Below are 19,818 nucleotides of genomic sequence, written 5' to 3' on the forward strand. Positions count from 1 at the left end.
TACACGCTGCTGTCAACACCTCTTTTTCTCCGCTTTCGACCGAGAAGATCGAACCGTTGAAAGCGCCAAGTAAACCGACATTTTCAACTCCTTCCAGGCTTCGATGAACTGAAGCGACCCGCCCTCGAAACCTACTTAACTCATTGAATCTCAAGGAGCTTTCCGTTTCGACTGCGCCGGAAGTGGGGCGAATTATAGAGACTCAGAACCTGCCGTCAACCCCTAATTTGCGTTTTCTATCAAGAGAGGGAAAAAGGCCGCTTCTATATAGACGCGAACGCACCGAGTGCGCACTATATTGCCCAACACACCAGCTACCTCTTCGGATGATGCCGCGCAATGAACGACCAACCTCGCAGTCTTGCCTCAACCCTGTTCCCGGTTGGCCTTCTATTAATAGCCATGGCATCAATCCAGTCCGGCGCCTCGCTGGCTAAAAGCATGTTCCCCATCGTTGGCGCTCAAGGCACTACCACCCTGCGCCTGATCTTCGCCAGCTTGATCATGCTGTTATTGCTCAAACCCTGGAGAGCGAAGCTGACAGCCAAGTCGCTGCGCACAGTGATTGTCTACGGGATGGCGCTGGGAGGGATGAACTTCCTCTTCTATATGTCGTTACGCACTGTTCCGCTCGGCATCGCAGTCGCCCTGGAGTTCACCGGACCGCTGGCAGTCGCCATCTATGCCTCGCGTCGCGCGATCGACTTTCTCTGGATCGCCCTGGCTGCCATCGGCTTGTTGCTGTTGATACCGACCGGCGCTACGACAGCGGGTATCGATCTGGTCGGTGCAGGCTATGCACTGGGAGCCGGCGTTTGCTGGGCGCTATACATTCTGTTCGGCCAGAAGGCCGGCGCAGATAACGGCGTGACCACCGCAGCGCTTGGCGTGATGATCGCAGCCCTGTTCGTCGCCCCCATTGGTATCGTCCACGCCGGCAGCGCATTGCTGACTCCGGCACTGATCCCGATCGCTATCGGCGTCGCGATCCTGTCCACCGCCCTCCCCTACACACTGGAGATGGTCGCCCTCACCCGCATGCCAGCCCGCACCTTCGGTACGCTGATGAGCATCGAACCGGCCTTTGGCGCACTGTCGGGCCTGCTATTCCTTCAGGAATACCTTTCTTTGTCACAATGGATGGCGATTCTGTGCATTATTCTGGCCTCCGTCGGTGCAACCATGACCATGGGCAGCACTGCCAAACCCGCCATCGCGGCGGATTGAAAGGGGATTGAACGAAGCTCTGGCATTTGGCGCTCATTTAGGCCATGTTTAGCCTCGCAACCCAATGCCAGACATGGATTTTTTCGGATAGGGACATCGGAACGCGTCAAGCGAGAGCGCATACAGGCAGACCCGAGCGCCAGACTCGAGGCCGCCATAAGGACGGTAATGAAACGAATTTTGGTACTGATCGCCATACTCGCCGTTGCAGGCTGCGCGGCGACGTCGAAGACCCAGGTCAAGCATGGCAAGAAAGGGCTGCACATCAACTGTTCGGGGCTGTCCTCATCTTGGGACAAGTGCTACACCAGCGCCGCGAACTCTTGCGCGCCGAAGGGCTACAAGGTCATCGCAAAATCAGGCGATACCGTGGAAGAACCGGGTGATTACCCCTTCGGTCTCAACCCAGCCGGCTATACCAGCCGCAGCATGATCGTGATCTGCAAATAAACCATCGCCGCTACTGCACTCGCGAAGCGGCGAGCTGGTGTCCGATCTCTTCATGACAGGAGTTCAGCACCCGCTGCTGAATCTTCGGTGACGCCAACATACGCGCCACCACCAATGCCCCGACACATTGCGACAGAATGGCCCAAGCCAGACTGTCGCTCTCCAGAATCTGCGCCCAGCTTTCCTGAAGCTTACAAATCCACAGCTCGGCCTGCTCCCGCACAACAATATCCGACCGCGCTATCTCGGCGCCCAGTGCAGGCAATGCGCAGCCCAGCTCAGGCTGCTCGACATGGGCCATGTTCAGATACAGCTTCAGGCACCGCTCCAGCCGTTCACGATCCTGCGTACCCTGCCCGCCCAAGCGTTCAAGACTCTGGCACAACTCGCGCTCGACGATAGCCGCGAACAAAGCGTCCTTGGACGAGAAATGACTGTAGAACGCCGCCCCGCTCAAGCCGATCGCCTTCATCAGGCCATCGACGCCCATTGATGAAAACCCGGTCTTTTTCGCAGACAGCGAGCTGCTTTGCAGGAGCTTTTCTTTGGTTTCCAGCTTGTGACCGGCGGAGTACCGCATGTATTTGTCCTCACATTGAGTGCCTTGACGCTGATCGAATCCTAGCATAACGTTCGTTCACTTAACGATCGTTTACTAAAGGGATCCACCCATGAATAACAAGAAGGTCGTATTGGTTGTCGGTGCAGGTGATGCCACGGGCGGCGCGATCGCCAAGCGGTTCGCCAAGGAAGGTTTCGTCGCGTGCGTCACGCGGCGCAGCGCCGATAAATTGCAGCCGTTGGTGGAAGCCATTCAGGTGGACGGCGGCGAAGCCCACGGTTTTGCCTGCGACGCACGCAAGGAAGAAGACGTGATAGCGCTGATCGAAGACATTGAAACTCGGCTCGGCCCAATTGAAGCACTCGTTTTCAACATCGGCGCCAATGTGCCCTGCAGCATCCTCGAAGAAACCGCACGCAAGTATTTCAAGATCTGGGAAATGGCCTGCTTCTCCGGATTCCTCAATGCCCGTGAAGTCGCCAAACGGATGGTGACCCGTAGCCGCGGCACGATCCTGTTTACGGGTGCCACCGCTGGATTGCGCGGTGCCTCAGGCTTTGCCGCATTCGCCGGAGCCAAACACGGGATCCGGGCTCTGGCACAGAGCATGGCCAGAGAGCTTGGCCCGATGAATATCCACGTTGCCCACGTCGTGGTCGACGGCGCCATCGATACCGATTTCATCCGCGACAACTTCCCTGACAAATACGCCACCAAGGACCAGGACGGCATTCTCAATCCAGAGCACATCGCCGAGAACTACTGGTATCTGCATAGCCAGCCACGGGACGCCTGGACGTTCGAACTGGATCTGCGTCCGTGGAACGAGCGCTGGTAATCCCCCCAATAACAAAAACAGAGTGCAGCGAACATGAGCAAAACCGTGGAGTTCTATTTCGATCTCGGCAGCCCCGCCACTTATTTGGCGTACACCCAACTACCGAAAATCTGCGCCGAAACCGGCAGCCAGTTGATCTACATTCCGATGTTGCTGGGCGGCGTCTTCAAAGCCACCGGCAACGCGTCGCCCGCAATGATCCCGGCCAAGGGGCGTTACATGTTTCAGGACCTGGACCGCTACGCAAAACGCTACGGCGTGCCCCTTAAATTCAACCCGCATTTCCCGATCAACACCCTGATGTTGATGCGGGCAGTCACCGGCATTCAGCTGCGTCATCCGGATCGCTTTCAGGCGTTCATCGATTGCCTGTTCAAAGCGCTGTGGGTTGAAGGCCGCCCCCTCGATGAGCCGGCAGCGGTTGCCGCCGTGCTGACCGAACATGGCTTCAATCCTGAAGAGGTACTGGCATTGACCAACGATGAAGCAGTCAAGGCTGCGCTCAAGGGCAACACAGAAACCGCCGTGAAGCGTGGCGTCTTCGGTGCACCGAGCATGTTCATCGACAACCAGTTGTTCTTCGGCCAGGACCGGCTCGACTTCGTGGTGGAAGCCCTTCGCTAAATCTCCACGACCAAACGCCCCTGAGCTGCTTTCGTCGCCAGCAGCTCATGGGCCTCCCCGGCGGTTTCCAGCGTGAACCGATGCGGATCAAGCAGCGGTCGCAGCTGGCTGGACTCGATCAGAGCGGCAGCCTGTCGCAAAATCTCGCCATGATGCTCACAGCCTCTGCCGGTCAATAACGGCAACAAGGTGAACACTCCCGAATACGTCGCACCACGAAACGATAACGGCGCAAGGCTGTGCTGGCCCCAACCGAGGCAACTGAGTACATGCCCGCTGTAGATCCGTGCAGCTTTGAACGAGGTGTCCAGCGTCTCGCCCCCGACCGTGTCATAGACAATGTCGAACCCCTTCCCCGCAGTGAACTCGGCGACATAGTCCTCCACCGAGCTCTCTCGATAATCAATGAACGTCGCACCGTAACCCTCGATGATCGAGCGTTGTCCCGCAGAACCCGTTGCATACACTTCAGCGCCGAACGCACGGGCCAGTTGCACAGCCACATGCCCGACGCCGCCCGCGCCGCCGTGAATCAATACTTTATGCCCCACACCCACTCGAGCCCGATCCACCAGGCCTTCCCACGCCGTGATCAATATCAATGGCAGGCTCGCGGCTTCGCGCGGGCTCAGGTTCAACGGCTTTCGTGCCAGCAGTCGCGCGTCCACCACTGCAAACTCGGCCAGCGAACCTTGCGCGCCACCAATGCCCGTGGCCAACGCATACACCTCATCGCCCGGCGCCCAATCCTGCACGCCCTCACCCACCGCTTCGATCACACCCGCCAGATCCAGCCCCAACACCGCCGGCAACGGTTGCCGGGCATGGGCAGCCTGCCCCGCTCGGATTTTCAGATCCAGCGGATTCACACCGCTGGCCTTGATTCGCACCAATACCTGCCCGGCCTCTGCCACGGGGCGCTCCAGGGAAACCAAGCGTAACGGCCCGTTAGCGGTGTCCACTATCAGGGCATTCATGTGCAGTGAGTCAGTCATTTCGGTCATTCCTGTGGGAGAAAGTGAAGCCATGTTCCCGCAGCAGATCCATGCCGATAAGACGTCAAATGACTATAGTGAGCATGCCAAAACGGCATGAATGAGGCGCTTCATGGACAAGCTCAACGCGATGGCCATCTTTGTCCGGGTAGTCGAACGCGGCAGTTTTTCCGCCGTTGCCCGGGAACTGCACACCACCCAGCCGACCATCAGCAAAGTCCTGCGCACCCTTGAGAATGATTTGGGCGGCAAGCTGATTGCCCGCAGCACACGCAAGTTGTCACTGACCGATGAAGGTCAGCGGTACTACAACGAATGTCGAAATATCCTCGCTGCCGTGGATGCCGCCGAGCACAGCTTCCAGTCCGGCAGGGAAACCGTAGCCGGACCTTTGCGGATCGGCTCCTCCGTCAGTTTCGGCCGTTTGCAGATCGCCTCGCGGCTGGCGGAATTTCTGCAGCGCTTCCCACAGGTGCAGGTCGACCTGCAACTGAGCGATCAGAATCTGGATCTGGTCAGCGAAGGCCTTGACGTCAGCCTGCGCATCGGCGAGTTGAACGACAGCGGCATGATCGCCCGGCGCATTGGCACCACCCACCGGCTCACGGTGGCGACGCCCGATTACCTGCAACGGCACGGTCACCCACAATCACCTCAGGATCTTGCGCAGCACAACTGCCTGCAATTCAACTTGCTCAGCACTCAGAACCTGTGGACCTACGAGAAGGATGGCCAACATCACGACGTACGCATCCAAGGCAACGCCCAGAGCAACAACTCCGAAGCGATCCGCGAAATGGTCTTGGGAGGATTGGGGATTTCGCTGTCACCGGTCTGGCTGTTCAGCGAGGATTTGAAGGCCGGTCGAGTGGTCGCCCTGTTGCAGGACTACCAGACTCGATCATTGCCAATACACGCCGTGTCCCCGGCGAACCGTCGCCAGTCCGCCAGGGTCAACGCGTTTGTCGATTTCATGACCCAGGCGCTGGCTGCAGCGCCCGAGCTTCAACCGATCAGATAGCGGCAGTACGCGTGTTCAGCCATTCCAGTGCCGCGCCCTCAAGCAACGGGCTCAGACGCTCACGCACTTCGGCGTGATAGGCGTTGAACCACTGCTTCTCTTCCTGCGTCAGCAACGACGGTTCCAGGCAGCGAGTGTCGATCGGACACAGGGTCAGGGTTTCGAACTTGAGGAACTCGCCGAATTCGCTGCTTCCCGCTTCAACGTTCATCGCCAGGTTTTCGATCCGCACACCCCAGCGGCCCGGACGATAAGTGCCCGGCTCGATGGAAGTGATCATCCCCGGTTGCATGGCGGTTTGAGGCGCCGGCGCCGCCTGATAGGCGATCACCTGCGGACCTTCGTGAACATTGAGGAAGTAACCCACGCCATGGCCGGTGCCATGACCATAGTCGACGTTCTCGGCCCAGATCGGCGCGCGGGCAATCGCATCCAGCAGCGGCGACAGAATGCCTTTCGGGAAATGTGCGCGGGACAAGGCAATCACGCCTTTCAGCACACGAGTGCAATCGCGCTTCTGCTCTTCGGTTGGCGTACCAACAGCCACCATGCGCGTAATGTCGGTAGTGCCGCCCAGGTATTGACCACCGGAATCGATCAACAACAAGCCATCACCCTCGATCACCGCGTGTTCTTCCGGGGTGGCGTGGTAATGCGGCATCGCGCCGTTGGCGTTGTACGCAGCGATGGTGTTGAAACTCAGCGACACATAATCCGGACGACGCTCACGAGCCGCTGTGAGTTTTTCGTCAATGGTCAGTTCGGTAATGCGCTCACGACCCCAGGCCGACTCCAGCCAGGTGAAAAATTCGCACAGCGCCGCGCCATCCTGCTCCATCGCCTGACGGATGTGCCCGGCATCCGCCAGGCTCTTCTGCGACTTGGCCAGTGTGGTCGGGTTCAGGACTTCGACCAGTTTCACGCCAGTGTCGAGGTTATCCAACAGACCGCTGGTGACCCGCGCCGGATCCACCAGAAGACTCGCGCCACTCGGAATCGCACGCAAGGCGTCGGCGACTTCGCTGTAGTCACGCAGGGTCACGCCGTCTTTTTCCAGCACGGCACGCAGCTCAGCATCGACCTTGCTCAAAGCCACGAACAGCGTGGCTTGCTGCTGGCTGATCAGGGCGAAGGAAACGAACACCGGGTTGAACGACACATCGCCGCCGCGCAGGTTGAACAGCCAGGCGATGTCGTCGAGGGTGGCGATGAAGTGCCAGTCGGCACCGCGCTCCTGCAGGGTTTCGCGCAGCTTGGCGAGTTTCTCGCCACGGCTGACAGTCGCCTGCGGCGGCAGGTGCTGGTAGATCGGCGCGTTTGGCAACGCCGGGCGATCGCTCCAGACTTCTTTCAACAAGTCGATGTCGGTACGCAGACTGGCGCCCCGCGCTTCGAGCTTGCCGCCCAGCGTACGCGCCGATGCGACAGCCATCACTGCGCCGTCGACCGCGACCACGCCACCTTCCGGCGTCTGCTCGGCCAGCCAGTCCAGCGGGCTAGGCTGACCCGGTTGCAGTTTCACCAGTTCAATGCCGCTGCCCTTGAGTTCCTTGGTCGCCTGCTCCCAGTAGCGACTGTCGGCCCAGACCCCGGCGAAATCGGTGGTCACAATCAATGTGCCCACCGAGCCATGGAAACCCGACAGCCATTGCCGGCCCTGCCAGTAACCCGGCAAGTATTCCGACAGGTGCGGGTCGGCGGACGGCACCAGCAACGCGTGGATACCTTCGCGACGCATCAGTTCACGGGTGTGCGCGAGGCGCTGGGGAACCGTTCCTTCGGTCAAAGTCTGGGTACTCATCATGTCTCCTGCCAATCACTTCATCGTTATTGTTCGGTGCCGTTCGAAGCCGGCTCGTTAAATCCCTGTCGCCCAGAATGCCGGAGCACTGGCGCAGGCGGTCTTGATCAGTTCTACAGCCTTGTCGATGTCTTCGGCGGTGGTGAAACGGCCGAGGCTCAGGCGAATGGTGCGACCCGCCAGGTGGGCGTCGTGCCCCAGTGCCAGCAACACGTGGGACGGTGTGTTGCTCGCGGAATTGCAGGCCGAGGTCGCGGAAAACGCGATCGAATGGCTCAGCGCCGCCGGGTTGAACTCGCCTTCACTGAAGGTCAGGCTCAAGGTATGCGGGATACGTTGGGTGCTGCTGCCGTTGAGGCGTACACCGGGCAGGCTCAAGAGTTGTTCGAGCAGTCGCTCGCGCAGCGCGACGATGGTTTTCTTCTCGTCATCAAAAGCCTCGGCGGCCAAGGCGAATGCCGAGCCCATGGCAGCAATCTGGTGAGTCGCCAGCGTACCGGAGCGCAAACCGCCCTCGTGGCCACCACCGTGAATCTGCGCCTGCAAGCGCTGCTGCGCACGCGGACCGACGTACAGCGCACCGATGCCTTTGGGGCCGTAGAGCTTGTGCGCCGAGAACGACATCAGGTCCACCGGCCATTGCGCCAGATCGATCGCGACCTTGCCGGCGCCTTGGGCCGCATCGACATGGAACAACGCTCCACGCCCACGCACCACTTCGCCGATGGCCGGGATGTCATTGACGGTGCCGAGTTCGTTGTTGACCAGCATCAGCGACACCAGAAAGGTGTCATCGCGCATCGCTTCGCTGACCGCTTGCGGGGTGATCAGACCTTCGGCGTCCGGCACCAGATAAGTCACGGCGACACCCGCGTCCTGCAATTGCCGGGCGGTGTCGAGGATGGCCTTGTGTTCGATCTGACTGGTGATGATGTGGCCGCCGGACACACCACGGGCCTGGGCCACGCCTTTAAGGGCGAGGTTGTTGGATTCTGTAGCGCCGGAGGTCCAGACGATCTGCTGCGCCTGGGCGCCGACCAGTTCGGCGACTTGCCGGCGAGCGTTCTCGACCGTTTGCCGGGCCTGCTGGCCGAAGGCGTGGGAACTGGAGGCCGGGTTGCCGAAGTTACCGTTGAAACCCAGACACTCGATCATCACCTGGATGACCCGCTCGTCCACCGGGGTGGTGGCGGCGTAATCGAAATACAGCGGACGTGTGTTCATAAAAAGACTCGCAGAGCGTGTTCCGGGATCAGGAAGCTCGTGTCTACAAACGGCACGACGCAGCCTTGTGAGCTGCGTCCGGGTTCGAGAGCGTCATCAATACCTGATCGGATGCCGTTAAAGAAGAACAACTTCATTTAAAAGTGCGTAGGAACGCTCCTGAACGCGACTTTAACAGGCATCGGGCCGGCGGTTGTAGCACTGCGTCAGCTAAAGCTTTCAAGGAGTAACGGATACAGCGAAATCACCAGCAGCGCTGCCATGCCCCAGTTGAACACCCGCAACCAGCGGCGATCCTTGAGCACGTTGCGCAGCAAGGTCCCGCACGCCGCCCAGACGCCGACGCTCGGCAGGTTGATGATGGCGAACACCGCCGCAATCACGATCACGTTGGTGAAATAACCCTGCATCGGCGTATAGGTGCTGATGGCACCGATGGCCATGATCCAGGCCTTGGGATTGACCCACTGAAAAGCAGCAGCGCCGAGATAGCTGATCGGTTTCGCCTCGCCCTGCTCGCTGTCGCCGACCGGGCCGGAATGGGCGATTTTCCACGCCAGGTACAGCAAGTACGCCGCGCCGACGTAACGCAGAACCGTATAAAGCAGCGGATACGTCTGGAACACCGCGCCCAGGCCAAAACCCACCGCCACTACCAGCACGAAGAAACCGCAGGTAATGCCGAGCATATGGGGGATGGTGCGGTTAAAGCCGAAGTTCACGCCCGATGCCAGCAACATGGTGTTGTTCGGCCCCGGTGTGATCGAGGTGACAAGGGCAAACAGGGCAAAGCCCAGCAGCAGGTCGAGCGAGAGGGTCATGGCAGGCAGTCCGTCAGGGTCATTCAGGTGTTGACCCTATCCCACAGCGCCGCGCAAACCCACGGACAGTTAGGTAAAACTTCGAGCAGTACAGTTACGGATCAGCTAGGACGGCCGTGCAGCTGTACGGCCCGCTCAGCGCTCATTTCACCCTTGTTGTCGAAACCGAAAGTCTTCTGTGGCTGGCCGAGCAGTTGGGCTTTCTTCGCGTGGTATTCCTCGAACGATAAGCCGCTGCGGTTCAGGGTTTCCAGCGCCAGTTCGCGGGTTTCTTCCGCCGTGTAAGGGCGCAGTTCCGGGGAAACGTGGCTCGCGCAACCGGCGAGAACGGAGAGAGCGAGCATCAGCGAAACAGTCAGTAAACGATTCATGGGAGCGTCCTGGCGAGCAGTGTGGGTCGATGGAGAAAGGCTACGCCCGGGCACGTTCCGGCAGAAATCAACGCTCTCAATAGTGGCTATCAGAATTCGGGCAGGGTTCGCCCTTTATATTTCCAAAAGACCTATCAATATCAATTAACAGTCTTTTACGGAATAACAGTCAGCCTTTATAAATCCTTCATCGCGTTCGGCACTGTTGCTCCAGCAACTGTTTCCCAGGCAACAGCGGTTCAACAAACCGGCCTGAAAGTCACATGAGTACAGCCACCAAAAACGCTCAAAGCCCCGGAATACGGGCCTTACAGGAATTGGTACAGCGCTTGCTCTGCTCCGGTGACTATTCACTGCTCGCCGAGCAACTGTTGAAAAAGGAACTGATCATGTCGCGTCCACTGAAAGTCGTCGCCCTGTCCGGCGGAACCTGGCGTCCGTCCCGCACCCTGGTGCTGACCCAGGCCCTGCTGGCCGAATTGTCCGGGCACCTGCCGGTCGAGAGTCACCTGATCGAACTCGGTGACATCGCCCGCCCGCTGGGCGCTGCACTGTCCCGTCAGGAACTGCCGGCCGAGATCGAAGCCGAGCTGCAGGCCATCGAACAGGCTGATCTGTTGATCGTCGCCGCGCCGGTGTATCGCGGCTCTTATCCGGGACTGCTCAAGCATTTGTTCGACCTGATCGACCTCAATGCGCTGATCGACACCCCTGTGCTGCTCGCCGCCACCGGCGGCAGTGAGCGCCATGCGTTGGTCCTCGATCATCAGTTGCGCCCACTGTTCAGTTTCTTCCAGGCCGTGACCCTGCCGATCGGCGTATACGCCACCGAAGCCGATTTCGCCGACTACCAGATCACCAGCGAACCGCTAAAAGCGCGCATCCGCCTGGCCGCCGAACGCGCCGCGCCGCTGTTCGGTACTCACATCAAACCATTGCTGAAGATCGCTTAAGGAGCTGTTCATGGATGTTTTCTGGTTCCTGCCGACCCACGGCGACGGTCACTATCTGGGCACCACCCAAGGCGCGCGCCCGGTCACCCTCAATTACCTGAAACAAGTGGCGCAAGCTGCCGACAGCCTCGGCTACCACGGCGTGCTGATTCCCACCGGGCGTTCCTGCGAAGATTCGTGGGTGATTGCCTCGGCCCTGGTGCCGCTGACCGAACGCCTGCGTTATCTGGTGGCGATCCGTCCGGGGATCATTTCGCCGACCGTCTCGGCGCGTATGGCCGCGACCCTGGATCGACTGTCCAATGGCCGCCTGTTGATCAACGTCGTGACCGGCGGTGATCCCGACGAAAACCGTGGCGACGGCAGTTTCCTCAGCCACAGCGAGCGCTACGAAGTCACCGACGAATTCCTCAAGATCTGGCGCCGCGTGTTGCAAGGCGAAGCAGTGGATTTCGAAGGCAAACACCTGAAGGTGCAGAACGCCAAGGCCCTGTATCCGCCGGTGCAGAAACCCTATCCGCCACTGTACTTCGGCGGGTCCTCCGACGCGGCCCACGATCTGGCCGCCGAGCAGGTCGACGTGTACCTGACCTGGGGCGAACCACCCGCCGCCGTCGCTGAGAAACTCGCCGATGTACGCGAACGCGCCGCGCGTCACGGGCGCAAGGTGAAGTTCGGCATTCGTCTGCACGTGATCGTGCGCGAGACCGCCGAAGAAGCCTGGAAAGCCGCCGACAAACTGATCGAGCACATCAGCGACGAAACCATCGAGGCCGCGCAGAAATCCTTTTCCCGTTTCGACTCCGAAGGCCAGCGGCGCATGGCCGCCCTGCACGACGGGCGCCGCGACAACCTGGAAATCGCCCCCAACCTGTGGGCCGGCGTCGGCCTGGTGCGCGGCGGTGCCGGTACTGCACTGGTCGGCGATCCGCAGCAGGTCGCGGCGCGGATCAAGGAGTACGCGGATCTGGGCATCGAGAGCTTCATCTTCTCCGGCTACCCGCATCTGGAAGAGGCCTACCGCTTTGCCGAGCTGGTGTTCCCGCTGTTGCCCGAGCCGTATGCGAGCCTGGCCGGACGCGGCGTGACCAACCTCACCGGGCCGTTCGGCGAAATGATCGCCAACGATGTACCGCCCGCCAAAGCCAACGCCTGAGGAAGACCGAGTGACTGCCAAACCGCAAAGCACCCTGCTCTCCCCCTTGCAGACCGCCCGACAACTGGCCGCCGAATTCGCCCTGACCGCCGTCGAGCGCGACGAACGCGGCGGTACGCCGAAAGCCGAACGCGACGCCCTGCGCGACAGCGGGCTGCTGGCCCTGAGCATTCCCACCCGTTACGGCGGCCTCGGCGCGCGCTGGAGCGAAACCCTGGAAGTCGTGCGCGAGTTCGCCAAGGTCGACAGCTCGATCGCCCACGTCTTCGGTTTTCATCATTTGATGCTCGCCACCGTCCGGTTGTTTTCCCGCCCGGAACAATGGCAGCCGTGGTTCGAACAGACCGCGCGGCAGAACTGGTTCTGGGGCAACGCGCTCAATCCGCTGGACACCCGCACCGTGGTCAAGGATCTGGGCGGCTGGCGCGAGTTTTCCGGCAAGAAGAGCTTCTGCTCCGGCGCCAGCGATTCGCAGATGCTGATTGCCTCGGCCGTGGATGAAAGCAACGGCGGCAAACTGCTGATCGCGGCGATCCCCAGCGGTCGCAGCGGCATCACCCTGCACAACGACTGGAACAACATCGGCCAGCGCCAGACCGACAGCGGCAGCGCGACGTTCGAACGCGTGCGGGTCGAAGAATCGGAACTGCTGCTGGATCCGGGGCCGCTGAGCACACCGTTCGCCTGCTTGCGCCCGTTGATTGCACAACTGACGTTCACCCACATGTTCCTCGGCATCGCCGAAGGGGCCTTTGAAGAGGCGCGGCAATACACCCTGAGCGAAACCCGTGTCTGGCACAAATCCTCGGTGCGCGAGGTGCGTGAAGATCCTTATGTGCTGGCCCACTACGGCGAGTTCTGGGTCGCCCTCGAAGGCATCCGATTGCTGGTGGAACGCGCCGCTGCGTTGCTCGACGAGGCCTGGGCCAAAGGCCCGAACCTAAGCGCCGAAGAACGCGGTCACCTGGCCACGGCGATTGCCACGGCCAAGGTCGCCGCCAGTCGCCAGGGGCTGGAGATTTGTAGCCGACTGTTCGAAGTCACCGGCGCCCGTTCGACCCATGCGTCGCTGCGCCTCGACCGACACTGGCGCAACCTGCGCACGCAAACCCTGCACGACCCGCTGGATTACAAACTCCACGAGCTGGGCGACTGGGCGCTGAACCAGTCCCTGCCGGTGCCGACGTTCTATTCCTGATTTCCTTTCGTGGAGCGAGACCCATGCAACTGCTGACCCTGCCGCCCTCACCCGCCCTGGCCACGTCGATCCGCGCTACCGCCCAGGTGTTCGAAGACCCGAAATCCCAGGCCCTGCTCGCGCATCTGCAACAAGTCGCGCCGAGCGAAGCCAGCGTGCTGATCATCGGCGAAACCGGCACTGGCAAGGAGCTGGTGGCGCGGCACATCCACAACCTGAGCAACCGGCGCAACCGGCCGTTCATTGCGGTGAACTGCGGCGCGTTTTCCGAATCGCTGGTGGAAGCCGAACTGTTCGGCCACGAAAAAGGCGCCTTCACCGGCGCCCTCAGCGCCAAGGCCGGGTGGTTCGAAGAGGCGGACGGCGGCACTTTGTTCCTCGATGAAATCGGCGATCTGCCGATGGCCATCCAGGTCAAATTGCTGCGGGTGTTGCAGGAACGTGAAGTGGTGCGCCTGGGTTCGCGCAAGAGCATCCCCATCGATGTGCGAGTGCTGGCGGCGACCAACGTGCAACTGGAGAAAGCCATCAACGCCGGGCACTTTCGTGAGGATCTGTATTACCGGCTGAACGTGGTCAATCTGGAGCTGAGCCCGTTGCGCGATCGGCCCGGCGACATCCTGCCGCTGACCCGGCACTTCATCGAGGCCTACAGTCAGCGCCTGGGCTACGGACGCATCACCATCAGCCCCGGCGCCGAACACAAGCTGCGCGGCTACAGTTGGCCGGGCAACATCCGCGAACTGGAAAACGTCATCCATCACACGCTGTTGATCTGCCGTAACGGCGTGATCGAACGCGACGATCTGCGCCTGTCGAACCTGCGCATTGATCGTCCCGACGATCAGCACGCGACCGCCGACGACTCACCGGAAGCGCTGCTGGAACGCGCCTTCCAGAAACTCTTCGAGCAACAGGCTGGCGCCCTGCATGAAAAAGTCGAAGACGCGTTACTGCGCGCGGCCTATCGCTTCTGCCATTACAACCAGGTGCACACCGCGTCCCTGCTCGGCCTGAGCCGCAACGTCACCCGCACGCGGCTGATAAAGATCGGCGAACTGGCAGTGAACAAGCGCCGGCCCACGGAAAACCTGCAAGGCGAGCGCTTGATTCAGCTGTCGATCTAGCCGACCAGTTGGCAGTGCAAGCCGTCGTCGTGACTGCGGGCGATGCTGTTCAGTACCTGGAATGAACCGAAGGTCACGGTGCGCGCCTGGTGGGTGCGGATCAGTTGCCAGAAATCCTGCTCACCGGTTTCGAAACTCTGGAACGCCGCCTCCCCCGCCTCGCGGGACTGCCATTGCAGAAAGCTCAACACTCGCCGGCCATCGTCGCTGGCCTGGACGCTCGCGCTGACGAAACCGGCGTAACGCTGGGCCAGACGTTCGGTCTGCACCGCCAGCGCAGAGACCAGCGCCGGTTGCTGGCCGGGTTCGATTTCAAATTCGATCAATTGGGTAAAGCTGCGGTTTTTCGCTGGTGCTTGCATGACATCCCCACTCTGTCAGACGAATCTTGCGATTCGAAGGCCTGCAGGGTAAAACCTCGACTTAACTAGAGGTCAAGGGGCAATTTGCAAATGATCACTGCGGAAAATGTGCACAAGCAACTGACCGTCGGCGAAGTCGCGGCCCGCAGCGGCGTGGCAGTCACCGCCCTGCACTTTTATGAATCCAAGGGTTTGATCAAGAGCCAGCGCAATGCCGGCAACCAGCGGCGTTATCCACGGGAAGTGCTGCGGCGGGTCGCGTTGATCAAGGTGGCGCAACGGCTGGGCATTCCGCTGGCAGAAATCGGCGAGGCGTTGAAACAGCTACCGGACAACCGCGCGCCAACGACAGCGGACTGGAAAGTGTTGTCGGAGCAGTGGCGGCGTGAGCTGGACGAGCGGATCAATCAGTTGATGCTGCTGCGGGATCGACTGACCGGTTGCATCGGTTGCGGATGCCTGTCGATGGAAGCCTGCCCGCTGCGCAATCAGGGCGATGTGCTGGGCGAGCAAGGGCCGGGAGCGCACTTTCTCGACGTACCCAAGTGAGGGCTCCCATCCCACGGGAACCCTCAGTTCGATCCATCAGAAGCCCGGCGCAATCTGCCCTTTGTAGCGAGTCAGAATGAACTGACGCACTTCATCGGAATTCAACGCCTTGGCCAGTTTCTGCAGGCCCGGGTCATTGATGTTGTCGGGACGCGCGACCAGAAACTCGATGTACAGGCTCTTGCCCTTCTCGACGATCAACGCACTTTTGGTGTCGATTCCGGCTTCCAGCGCGTAGTTGGCGAACACGAACGCCAGATCCACCTGACTCACTGAACGTGCCAGCAACGCGCCTTCCAGTTCACGGATTTTCAGGTGTTTGGGGTTTTCGACGATGTCGCGCTGGGTCGCCAGTGTGTTGCTCGGATCCTTGAGCTTGATCAGCCCAGCTTCGTGCAGCAGCACCAGGGCGCGACCGGTGTTTACCGGGTCATTCGGGATCGACACGCTGGCGCCGTCCTTCAGCTCCGAGATGTTTTTGATCTTGGTCGAGTAAGCACCGAACGGTTCGATGTGCACGCCGACCACCGGCACCAGATCGGTGTGGCGAGTCTTGTTGAAATCATCGAGAAACGGCCGGTACTGGTAATAGTTGGCGTCGAGGTTTTTCAGCGCCAGTTGCTGGTTGGGCTGGATGAAGTCGGTGAAGACCTTGATGTCCAGATCCACGCCTTCCTTGGCCAGGGTCGGTTTGACGAACTCGAGGATTTCCGCGTGCGGCACCGGGGTGGCTCCGACGATCAGTTTTTCGTTGGCGTGAGCGCCGAACGACAGAACGGCAGCCAGTACGGCCAGGGTCTTTTTCATGCTGTGCTCCAAGGCAGATTTGAGTGGCCGTCGTGGGGTGAACGTGGGGCCTTTATGGGTTGAACTTGTTTTTTCAGCGTCGGCTGTAGTGCGCCACCAGACGATCGCCGGTCATTTGCAGGGCCTGCACCAGAATCAGCAACAACACCACGGTGACCACCATCACGTCAGTCTGAAAGCGCTGATAGCCGTAGCGGATCGCCAGATCGCCGAGCCCGCCGCCACCGATCACGCCGGCCATCGCCGTGTAATCCACCAGCACGATGGCGGTGACCGTCACCGCCGCCAGCAACCCGCCACGGGCTTCCGGCAGCAGGGTGTGGCGGATAATTTGCCAGGTGTTGGCGCCCATCGCCTGGGTCGCCTCGACCACGCCGCGATCGACTTCGCGCAATGCGGTTTCCACCAGCCGCGCAAAGAACGGTGTGCAACCGACCACCAGCGGCGGAATGGTCCCGGGCACGCCCAGCGATGTGCCCACCAGCAACGTGGTCAGCGGAATCAGCACGATCAGCAAAATGATGAACGGCAGCGAACGCAGCATGTTCACGATCACCGACAGCACCCGGTACAGGCCGACCGTTTCATGCAACTGGCGCTTGCCGGTGAGAAACAACAGCAGCCCCAGCGGCAAGCCCAGCAACACCGTGAACAGCAGCGCCGCGCCGAGCATGCTCAGGGTGTCGAGACAGGCCTGGGCGATGTCGGCCCAGTAAATGTGTTTGAACCACTCGGCCATGATCAGGACCAGTCGTGGCGCGGTGGTTTGACGCCGTTGAGCAGCCAGTTGCCGACCACGTGGTATTTCCAGCGCACCGGGTCATGCAGGGTGTGAACCCGGGCGTTGCGCCAGTGGCGATCGAAGTTGTGCTTCTTCAGGGTCGAACGAGTGCCACCGAGTTCGAACAGTTTGTTGCTGGCCTCGATGGCAATTTCGGTGGTCAGCACTTTGGCCTTGGCCACGGCCAGGGACGCCAGCGCGACGTTGTCTTCATCGGGCGCCGGACGTGCGGCGTCGAGCGCCCAACCCGCGCGTTCGAGCAAGGCTTCGGCGGCTTCCAGACGGATTTCCAGCGCGCCGATCTGAATGATCGTCAACGGATCTTCGCTGGCCTTTTCCACACCCGCATCGATCCATGGCCGGGCAAACTGGCGGACGAATTCCACGGTATCGCGCAAGGCTGCCCGGGCGATGCCGGCGTCGATTGCAGCGGTGGTCAACTGAGCGAACGGCCCGGCCAGGGTCGGGCTCTCGTAGGAACGGTACGTCGGAAACAGATTGAAAGGTGCCACCTGTAAATCCTGCGCCAGCACCGTGCCGCTGGACGTGGTGCGCTGGCCGATGCTGTCCCAGTCATCGACGATCACCAGCCCTTTCGTGCCGCGCTCGACGAACGCCAACTGCCCCTTCTGTTCTTCATCCAGTGCCAGCACCGCCAGCCAGTGGGCGTAGAGCGAACCGGTGCAGTAGCCCTTGCGACCGTTGATCATGAAACCGTCGCCATAACGGCGGATGGTCGCCTGAATATCCTGCACGTTCTTGCCGCCGGTTTCCGACAGCGCGTTGGCGAAACGATGACCTTGCAGCGCCAGCTCAAAGAAATGCGCCTGCTGCGCCGGGGTGCCTTGCAGGCGGATGTCTTCGAGCAGGCAGTAATGGTTTTGCGGGATCTGCCCGAGGGACGGATCGGCGGCGGAAATGATCGCGATCACCTGCGCCAGCACCGCGTAGGACACCTGCGCGCCGCCGAACTCCTTCGGCACGGTGATGCCCCACAGGCCACTGTTGGAATACAGATCGACGATCTCGGCGGGCACTTCGCGGCTGCGGTCACGCTCGGCGGCGTGTTCCTGCAAGACGGCGGCGACCTGTGCAGCCACGCGCAAGGCTTCGGCGTCGTCGGCGATCCGGTGGGCGGCCGGCGGGTTGATCGGATAAACGGCAGATTCAGACATGGATGACTCTCGGTATCGGTGTTGTACCGGGTCATTGCAGCTTCTGTGCCTGACTGACAGGCCTTGTTTTTCGGGGGTTGCAGCGGATATCCAGGGTTTGCGGCGATGAAAACCCGCGCATTCTGTTGCTTCACTGTCGATGGCTGAACAGTGCGGTGGCTGCTCGTCGGCTACTCGGCCATGGCGGCGGCACGGATCTATAGTTGAGCGACCGGCAAACCCGGCGAAGGCACACCTTCAACCTCTAATAAAAACCAGGCAACAAAAAACAGGGAGTACCGCCATGAGCGTCAAACCCATTCCCGAGGGGTATCACAGCATTACCCCGTACCTCGGCATTCACAAAGCTGCCGAAGCCATCGACTTCTATAAAAAGGCGTTCGGTGCCACCGAAGTCATGCGCCTGAGCATGCCCGACGGCGGCATCGGCCACGCCGAACTGCGCATCGGCGACAGCGCGATCATGCTCGGCTCGCCATGCGATCAAGGGCCGTTGAGCAATCCGGACAAAGCGGTGTCGGTCGGTCTGCATCTGTATGTGACCGATGTCGACAAATCCTTTCAACGCGCACTGGAGGCCGGCGCCACCTCGGTGTCCGAGGTCAAGGATCAGTTCTACGGCGACCGCAGCGGGACATTGAAAGATCCGTACGGGCATCTGTGGTTCCTGGCCACGCGCAAGGAAGACCTGACCCAGGAACAGATCGAGCAGCGGGCGAAGGAGATGTTTCAGCAGGGTTAGCAATGCCGGGTTGTCCATTCCCGCGCAGCGCGCGGGGATGGGCGAACACGATTCATGAACCGTCGAACCACGCTTCACGTCTTGTCATGAACGCCCGGCGATTTCAGGATGCAGGCCACTCGCCTGAATAAAGGATCACCCGATGTTTGCCGGATTCGTCAAAGACCAGCGCCACGTCAACGGTGTGGACATCAGCTACCGCCTCAAAGGCAGCGGCCCGGGCCTGCTGCTGTTGCACGGGCACCCGCAGACCCACGTCATCTGGCACAAGATCGCCGAGCAACTGGCGGAGCACTTCACGGTGATCGCCGCCGACCTGCGCGGTTATGGCGACAGCAGTCGTCCGCCGGCCGATGAGGCTCATCTCAATTACTCCAAGCGCGAGATGGCCCGCGACGGCGTGCAATTGATGAAGGCGTTGGGTTTCGAGCAGTTCTCGATCCTTGCCCACGACCGTGGTGCGCGGGTCGCCCATCGCCTGGCGCTCGATCATCCCGAGGTTGTGCAGCGCATGGTCCTGCTCGACATCGCACCGACCCTGGCGATGTACAGCCAGACCAATGAAGCCTTTGCCCGCGCCTACTGGCACTGGTTCTTCCTGATCCGCCCGGCGCCATTGCCGGAAACCCTGATCGAAGCCGATCCCGAAGGTTATCTGCGCAGTGTCATGGGCAGCCGCAGCGCCGGGCTCGCGCCCTTCACCGATGAGGCCTTCAGCGAATACCGGCGTTGCCTGGAACGTCCCGGCAGTGCTCGGGGGATCTGCGAGGATTACCGCGCCAGTGCCGGCATCGACCTGGAACATGATCGCGCCGATCTCGCGGCCGGTCGCCACCTGAACCTGCCGTTGCTGGTGCTGTGGGGCGCCGAGGGCACTGTCGGTCGCTGCTTCGATCCGCTCAAGGAATGGCAACAGGTTGCCACCGACGTACGGGGCAAGGCCCTGCCAGCCGGGCATTACCTTGCCGAAGAGGTCCCCGAACTGTTGCTGGCCGAAGCGCTCGACTTTCTCCGCTGATTCCCTTCCTTCAATC

At 60.8% G+C, this 19,818-nt stretch carries 22 protein-coding genes; 12 read left to right on the forward strand and 10 right to left on the reverse strand.

What is annotated here, in order from left to right; translation table 11 throughout:
• The first annotated feature begins 339 nt into the window (after nucleotides 1–339).
• Both rhtA and AC1Q9F_RS26220 read left to right on the forward strand, forming a co-directional pair.
• Complete coding sequence (gene rhtA / locus AC1Q9F_RS26215) at nucleotides 340–1,227, forward strand: threonine/homoserine exporter RhtA (RefSeq protein ID WP_207983505.1); 888 nt, start codon at nucleotides 340–342, stop codon at nucleotides 1,225–1,227.
• Nucleotides 1,228–1,395: 168 nt separating this feature from the next.
• Nucleotides 1,396–1,677, forward strand: coding sequence for a hypothetical protein (locus tag AC1Q9F_RS26220; protein ID WP_207983506.1), 282 nt, complete (start codon nucleotides 1,396–1,398; stop codon nucleotides 1,675–1,677).
• 10 nt (nucleotides 1,678–1,687) lie between these two features.
• On the opposite strand, the gene AC1Q9F_RS26225 is transcribed toward AC1Q9F_RS26220, so the two are convergent.
• Entirely contained in the window at nucleotides 1,688–2,257 is a 570-nt protein-coding gene (locus tag AC1Q9F_RS26225; protein ID WP_007955849.1) for a TetR/AcrR family transcriptional regulator, read from the reverse strand.
• Between the two features lie 91 nt (nucleotides 2,258–2,348).
• Between AC1Q9F_RS26225 and AC1Q9F_RS26230 the strand changes: the two genes are divergently transcribed.
• On the forward strand, nucleotides 2,349–3,077 hold the full coding sequence (locus AC1Q9F_RS26230; protein ID WP_492621304.1) for an SDR family oxidoreductase: 729 nt from the start codon (nucleotides 2,349–2,351) through the stop codon (nucleotides 3,075–3,077).
• A 33-nt stretch (nucleotides 3,078–3,110) separates the two neighbouring features.
• Complete coding sequence (locus tag AC1Q9F_RS26235; RefSeq protein WP_207983509.1) at nucleotides 3,111–3,701, forward strand: 2-hydroxychromene-2-carboxylate isomerase; 591 nt, start codon at nucleotides 3,111–3,113, stop codon at nucleotides 3,699–3,701.
• Here the strand turns inward: AC1Q9F_RS26235 and AC1Q9F_RS26240 are convergent.
• Complete coding sequence (locus tag AC1Q9F_RS26240; RefSeq protein ID WP_492621303.1) at nucleotides 3,698–4,696, reverse strand: zinc-dependent alcohol dehydrogenase family protein; 999 nt, start codon at nucleotides 4,694–4,696, stop codon at nucleotides 3,698–3,700. The two genes, AC1Q9F_RS26235 and AC1Q9F_RS26240, sit on opposite strands and share 4 nt — an antisense overlap.
• 112 nt (nucleotides 4,697–4,808) lie before the next feature.
• Here AC1Q9F_RS26240 and AC1Q9F_RS26245 point away from each other — a divergent pair, with 112 nt between their 5' ends.
• Nucleotides 4,809–5,717, forward strand: a complete 909-nt coding sequence (locus AC1Q9F_RS26245; protein ID WP_492621302.1) for a LysR family transcriptional regulator — start codon at nucleotides 4,809–4,811, stop codon at nucleotides 5,715–5,717.
• Here the strand turns inward: AC1Q9F_RS26245 and AC1Q9F_RS26250 are convergent.
• From AC1Q9F_RS26250 to AC1Q9F_RS26265, 4 genes are all read right to left on the reverse strand, one after another.
• Nucleotides 5,710–7,518 (reverse strand): aminopeptidase P family protein, encoded by a 1,809-nt coding sequence (locus AC1Q9F_RS26250; RefSeq protein WP_492621301.1) that lies wholly within the window; start codon nucleotides 7,516–7,518, stop codon nucleotides 5,710–5,712. The two genes, AC1Q9F_RS26245 and AC1Q9F_RS26250, sit on opposite strands and share 8 nt — an antisense overlap.
• Nucleotides 7,519–7,575: 57 nt before the next feature.
• Nucleotides 7,576–8,742 (reverse strand): aminotransferase class V-fold PLP-dependent enzyme, encoded by a 1,167-nt coding sequence (locus AC1Q9F_RS26255; protein ID WP_492621300.1) that lies wholly within the window; start codon nucleotides 8,740–8,742, stop codon nucleotides 7,576–7,578.
• A 206-nt stretch (nucleotides 8,743–8,948) separates the two neighbouring features.
• Nucleotides 8,949–9,563: a LysE family translocator gene (locus AC1Q9F_RS26260; protein ID WP_007955835.1), complete on the reverse strand. Its 615-nt coding sequence runs from the start codon at nucleotides 9,561–9,563 to the stop codon at nucleotides 8,949–8,951.
• Between the two features lie 101 nt (nucleotides 9,564–9,664).
• A complete protein-coding gene (locus tag AC1Q9F_RS26265; RefSeq protein ID WP_492621299.1) occupies nucleotides 9,665–9,934 on the reverse strand; it encodes a hypothetical protein in 270 nt (89 codons plus the stop codon).
• Nucleotides 9,935–10,323: 389 nt separating this feature from the next.
• Between AC1Q9F_RS26265 and msuE the strand changes: the two genes are divergently transcribed.
• The 4 genes from msuE to AC1Q9F_RS26285 are packed head-to-tail and all read left to right on the forward strand — an operon-like array spanning nucleotide 10,324 to nucleotide 14,368.
• Nucleotides 10,324–10,887: an FMN reductase gene (gene msuE, locus AC1Q9F_RS26270; RefSeq protein ID WP_007955830.1), complete on the forward strand. Its 564-nt coding sequence runs from the start codon at nucleotides 10,324–10,326 to the stop codon at nucleotides 10,885–10,887.
• Between the two features lie 10 nt (nucleotides 10,888–10,897).
• The gene (ssuD, locus tag AC1Q9F_RS26275) at nucleotides 10,898–12,043 is read left to right on the forward strand and encodes an FMNH2-dependent alkanesulfonate monooxygenase (protein WP_492621298.1); all 1,146 of its coding nucleotides are present in this window, start codon (nucleotides 10,898–10,900) and stop codon (nucleotides 12,041–12,043) included.
• 10 nt (nucleotides 12,044–12,053) lie between these two features.
• Nucleotides 12,054–13,241, forward strand: coding sequence for an acyl-CoA dehydrogenase family protein (locus tag AC1Q9F_RS26280; protein ID WP_007955826.1), 1,188 nt, complete (start codon nucleotides 12,054–12,056; stop codon nucleotides 13,239–13,241).
• 23 nt (nucleotides 13,242–13,264) lie between these two features.
• Nucleotides 13,265–14,368, forward strand: coding sequence for a sigma-54 interaction domain-containing protein (locus tag AC1Q9F_RS26285; protein WP_007955824.1), 1,104 nt, complete (start codon nucleotides 13,265–13,267; stop codon nucleotides 14,366–14,368).
• Here AC1Q9F_RS26285 and AC1Q9F_RS26290 read toward each other — a convergent pair.
• Nucleotides 14,365–14,730, reverse strand: a complete 366-nt coding sequence (locus tag AC1Q9F_RS26290) for an antibiotic biosynthesis monooxygenase (protein ID WP_492621297.1) — start codon at nucleotides 14,728–14,730, stop codon at nucleotides 14,365–14,367. The two genes, AC1Q9F_RS26285 and AC1Q9F_RS26290, sit on opposite strands and share 4 nt — an antisense overlap.
• Before the next feature lie 90 nt (nucleotides 14,731–14,820).
• Between AC1Q9F_RS26290 and soxR the strand changes: the two genes are divergently transcribed.
• Nucleotides 14,821–15,279: a redox-sensitive transcriptional activator SoxR gene (gene soxR, locus AC1Q9F_RS26295; RefSeq protein ID WP_492621296.1), complete on the forward strand. Its 459-nt coding sequence runs from the start codon at nucleotides 14,821–14,823 to the stop codon at nucleotides 15,277–15,279.
• 36 nt (nucleotides 15,280–15,315) lie between these two features.
• On the opposite strand, the gene AC1Q9F_RS26300 is transcribed toward soxR, so the two are convergent.
• The 3 genes from AC1Q9F_RS26300 to AC1Q9F_RS26310 form a co-directional block, all read right to left on the reverse strand.
• Entirely contained in the window at nucleotides 15,316–16,086 is a 771-nt protein-coding gene (locus tag AC1Q9F_RS26300) for a MetQ/NlpA family ABC transporter substrate-binding protein (protein ID WP_492621295.1), read from the reverse strand.
• A gap of 73 nt (nucleotides 16,087–16,159) precedes the next feature.
• On the reverse strand, nucleotides 16,160–16,825 hold the full coding sequence (locus tag AC1Q9F_RS26305) for a methionine ABC transporter permease (protein WP_007955819.1): 666 nt from the start codon (nucleotides 16,823–16,825) through the stop codon (nucleotides 16,160–16,162).
• 2 nt (nucleotides 16,826–16,827) lie between these two features.
• Nucleotides 16,828–18,042 carry an SfnB family sulfur acquisition oxidoreductase gene (locus AC1Q9F_RS26310; protein ID WP_492621294.1) on the reverse strand — a complete coding sequence of 405 codons (1,215 nt, stop codon included), beginning with the start codon at nucleotides 18,040–18,042 and terminating at the stop codon, nucleotides 16,828–16,830.
• A gap of 283 nt (nucleotides 18,043–18,325) precedes the next feature.
• Between AC1Q9F_RS26310 and AC1Q9F_RS26315 the strand changes: the two genes are divergently transcribed.
• Entirely contained in the window at nucleotides 18,326–18,784 is a 459-nt protein-coding gene (locus AC1Q9F_RS26315; protein ID WP_007955817.1) for a VOC family protein, read from the forward strand.
• A 142-nt stretch (nucleotides 18,785–18,926) separates the two neighbouring features.
• Nucleotides 18,927–19,802 (forward strand): alpha/beta fold hydrolase, encoded by an 876-nt coding sequence (locus AC1Q9F_RS26320; protein WP_492621293.1) that lies wholly within the window; start codon nucleotides 18,927–18,929, stop codon nucleotides 19,800–19,802.
• The last annotated feature ends 16 nt before the right edge of the window (nucleotides 19,803–19,818 follow it).

It is taken from the genome of Pseudomonas sp. GW823-FHT04A03 (genome assembly GCF_058796615.1).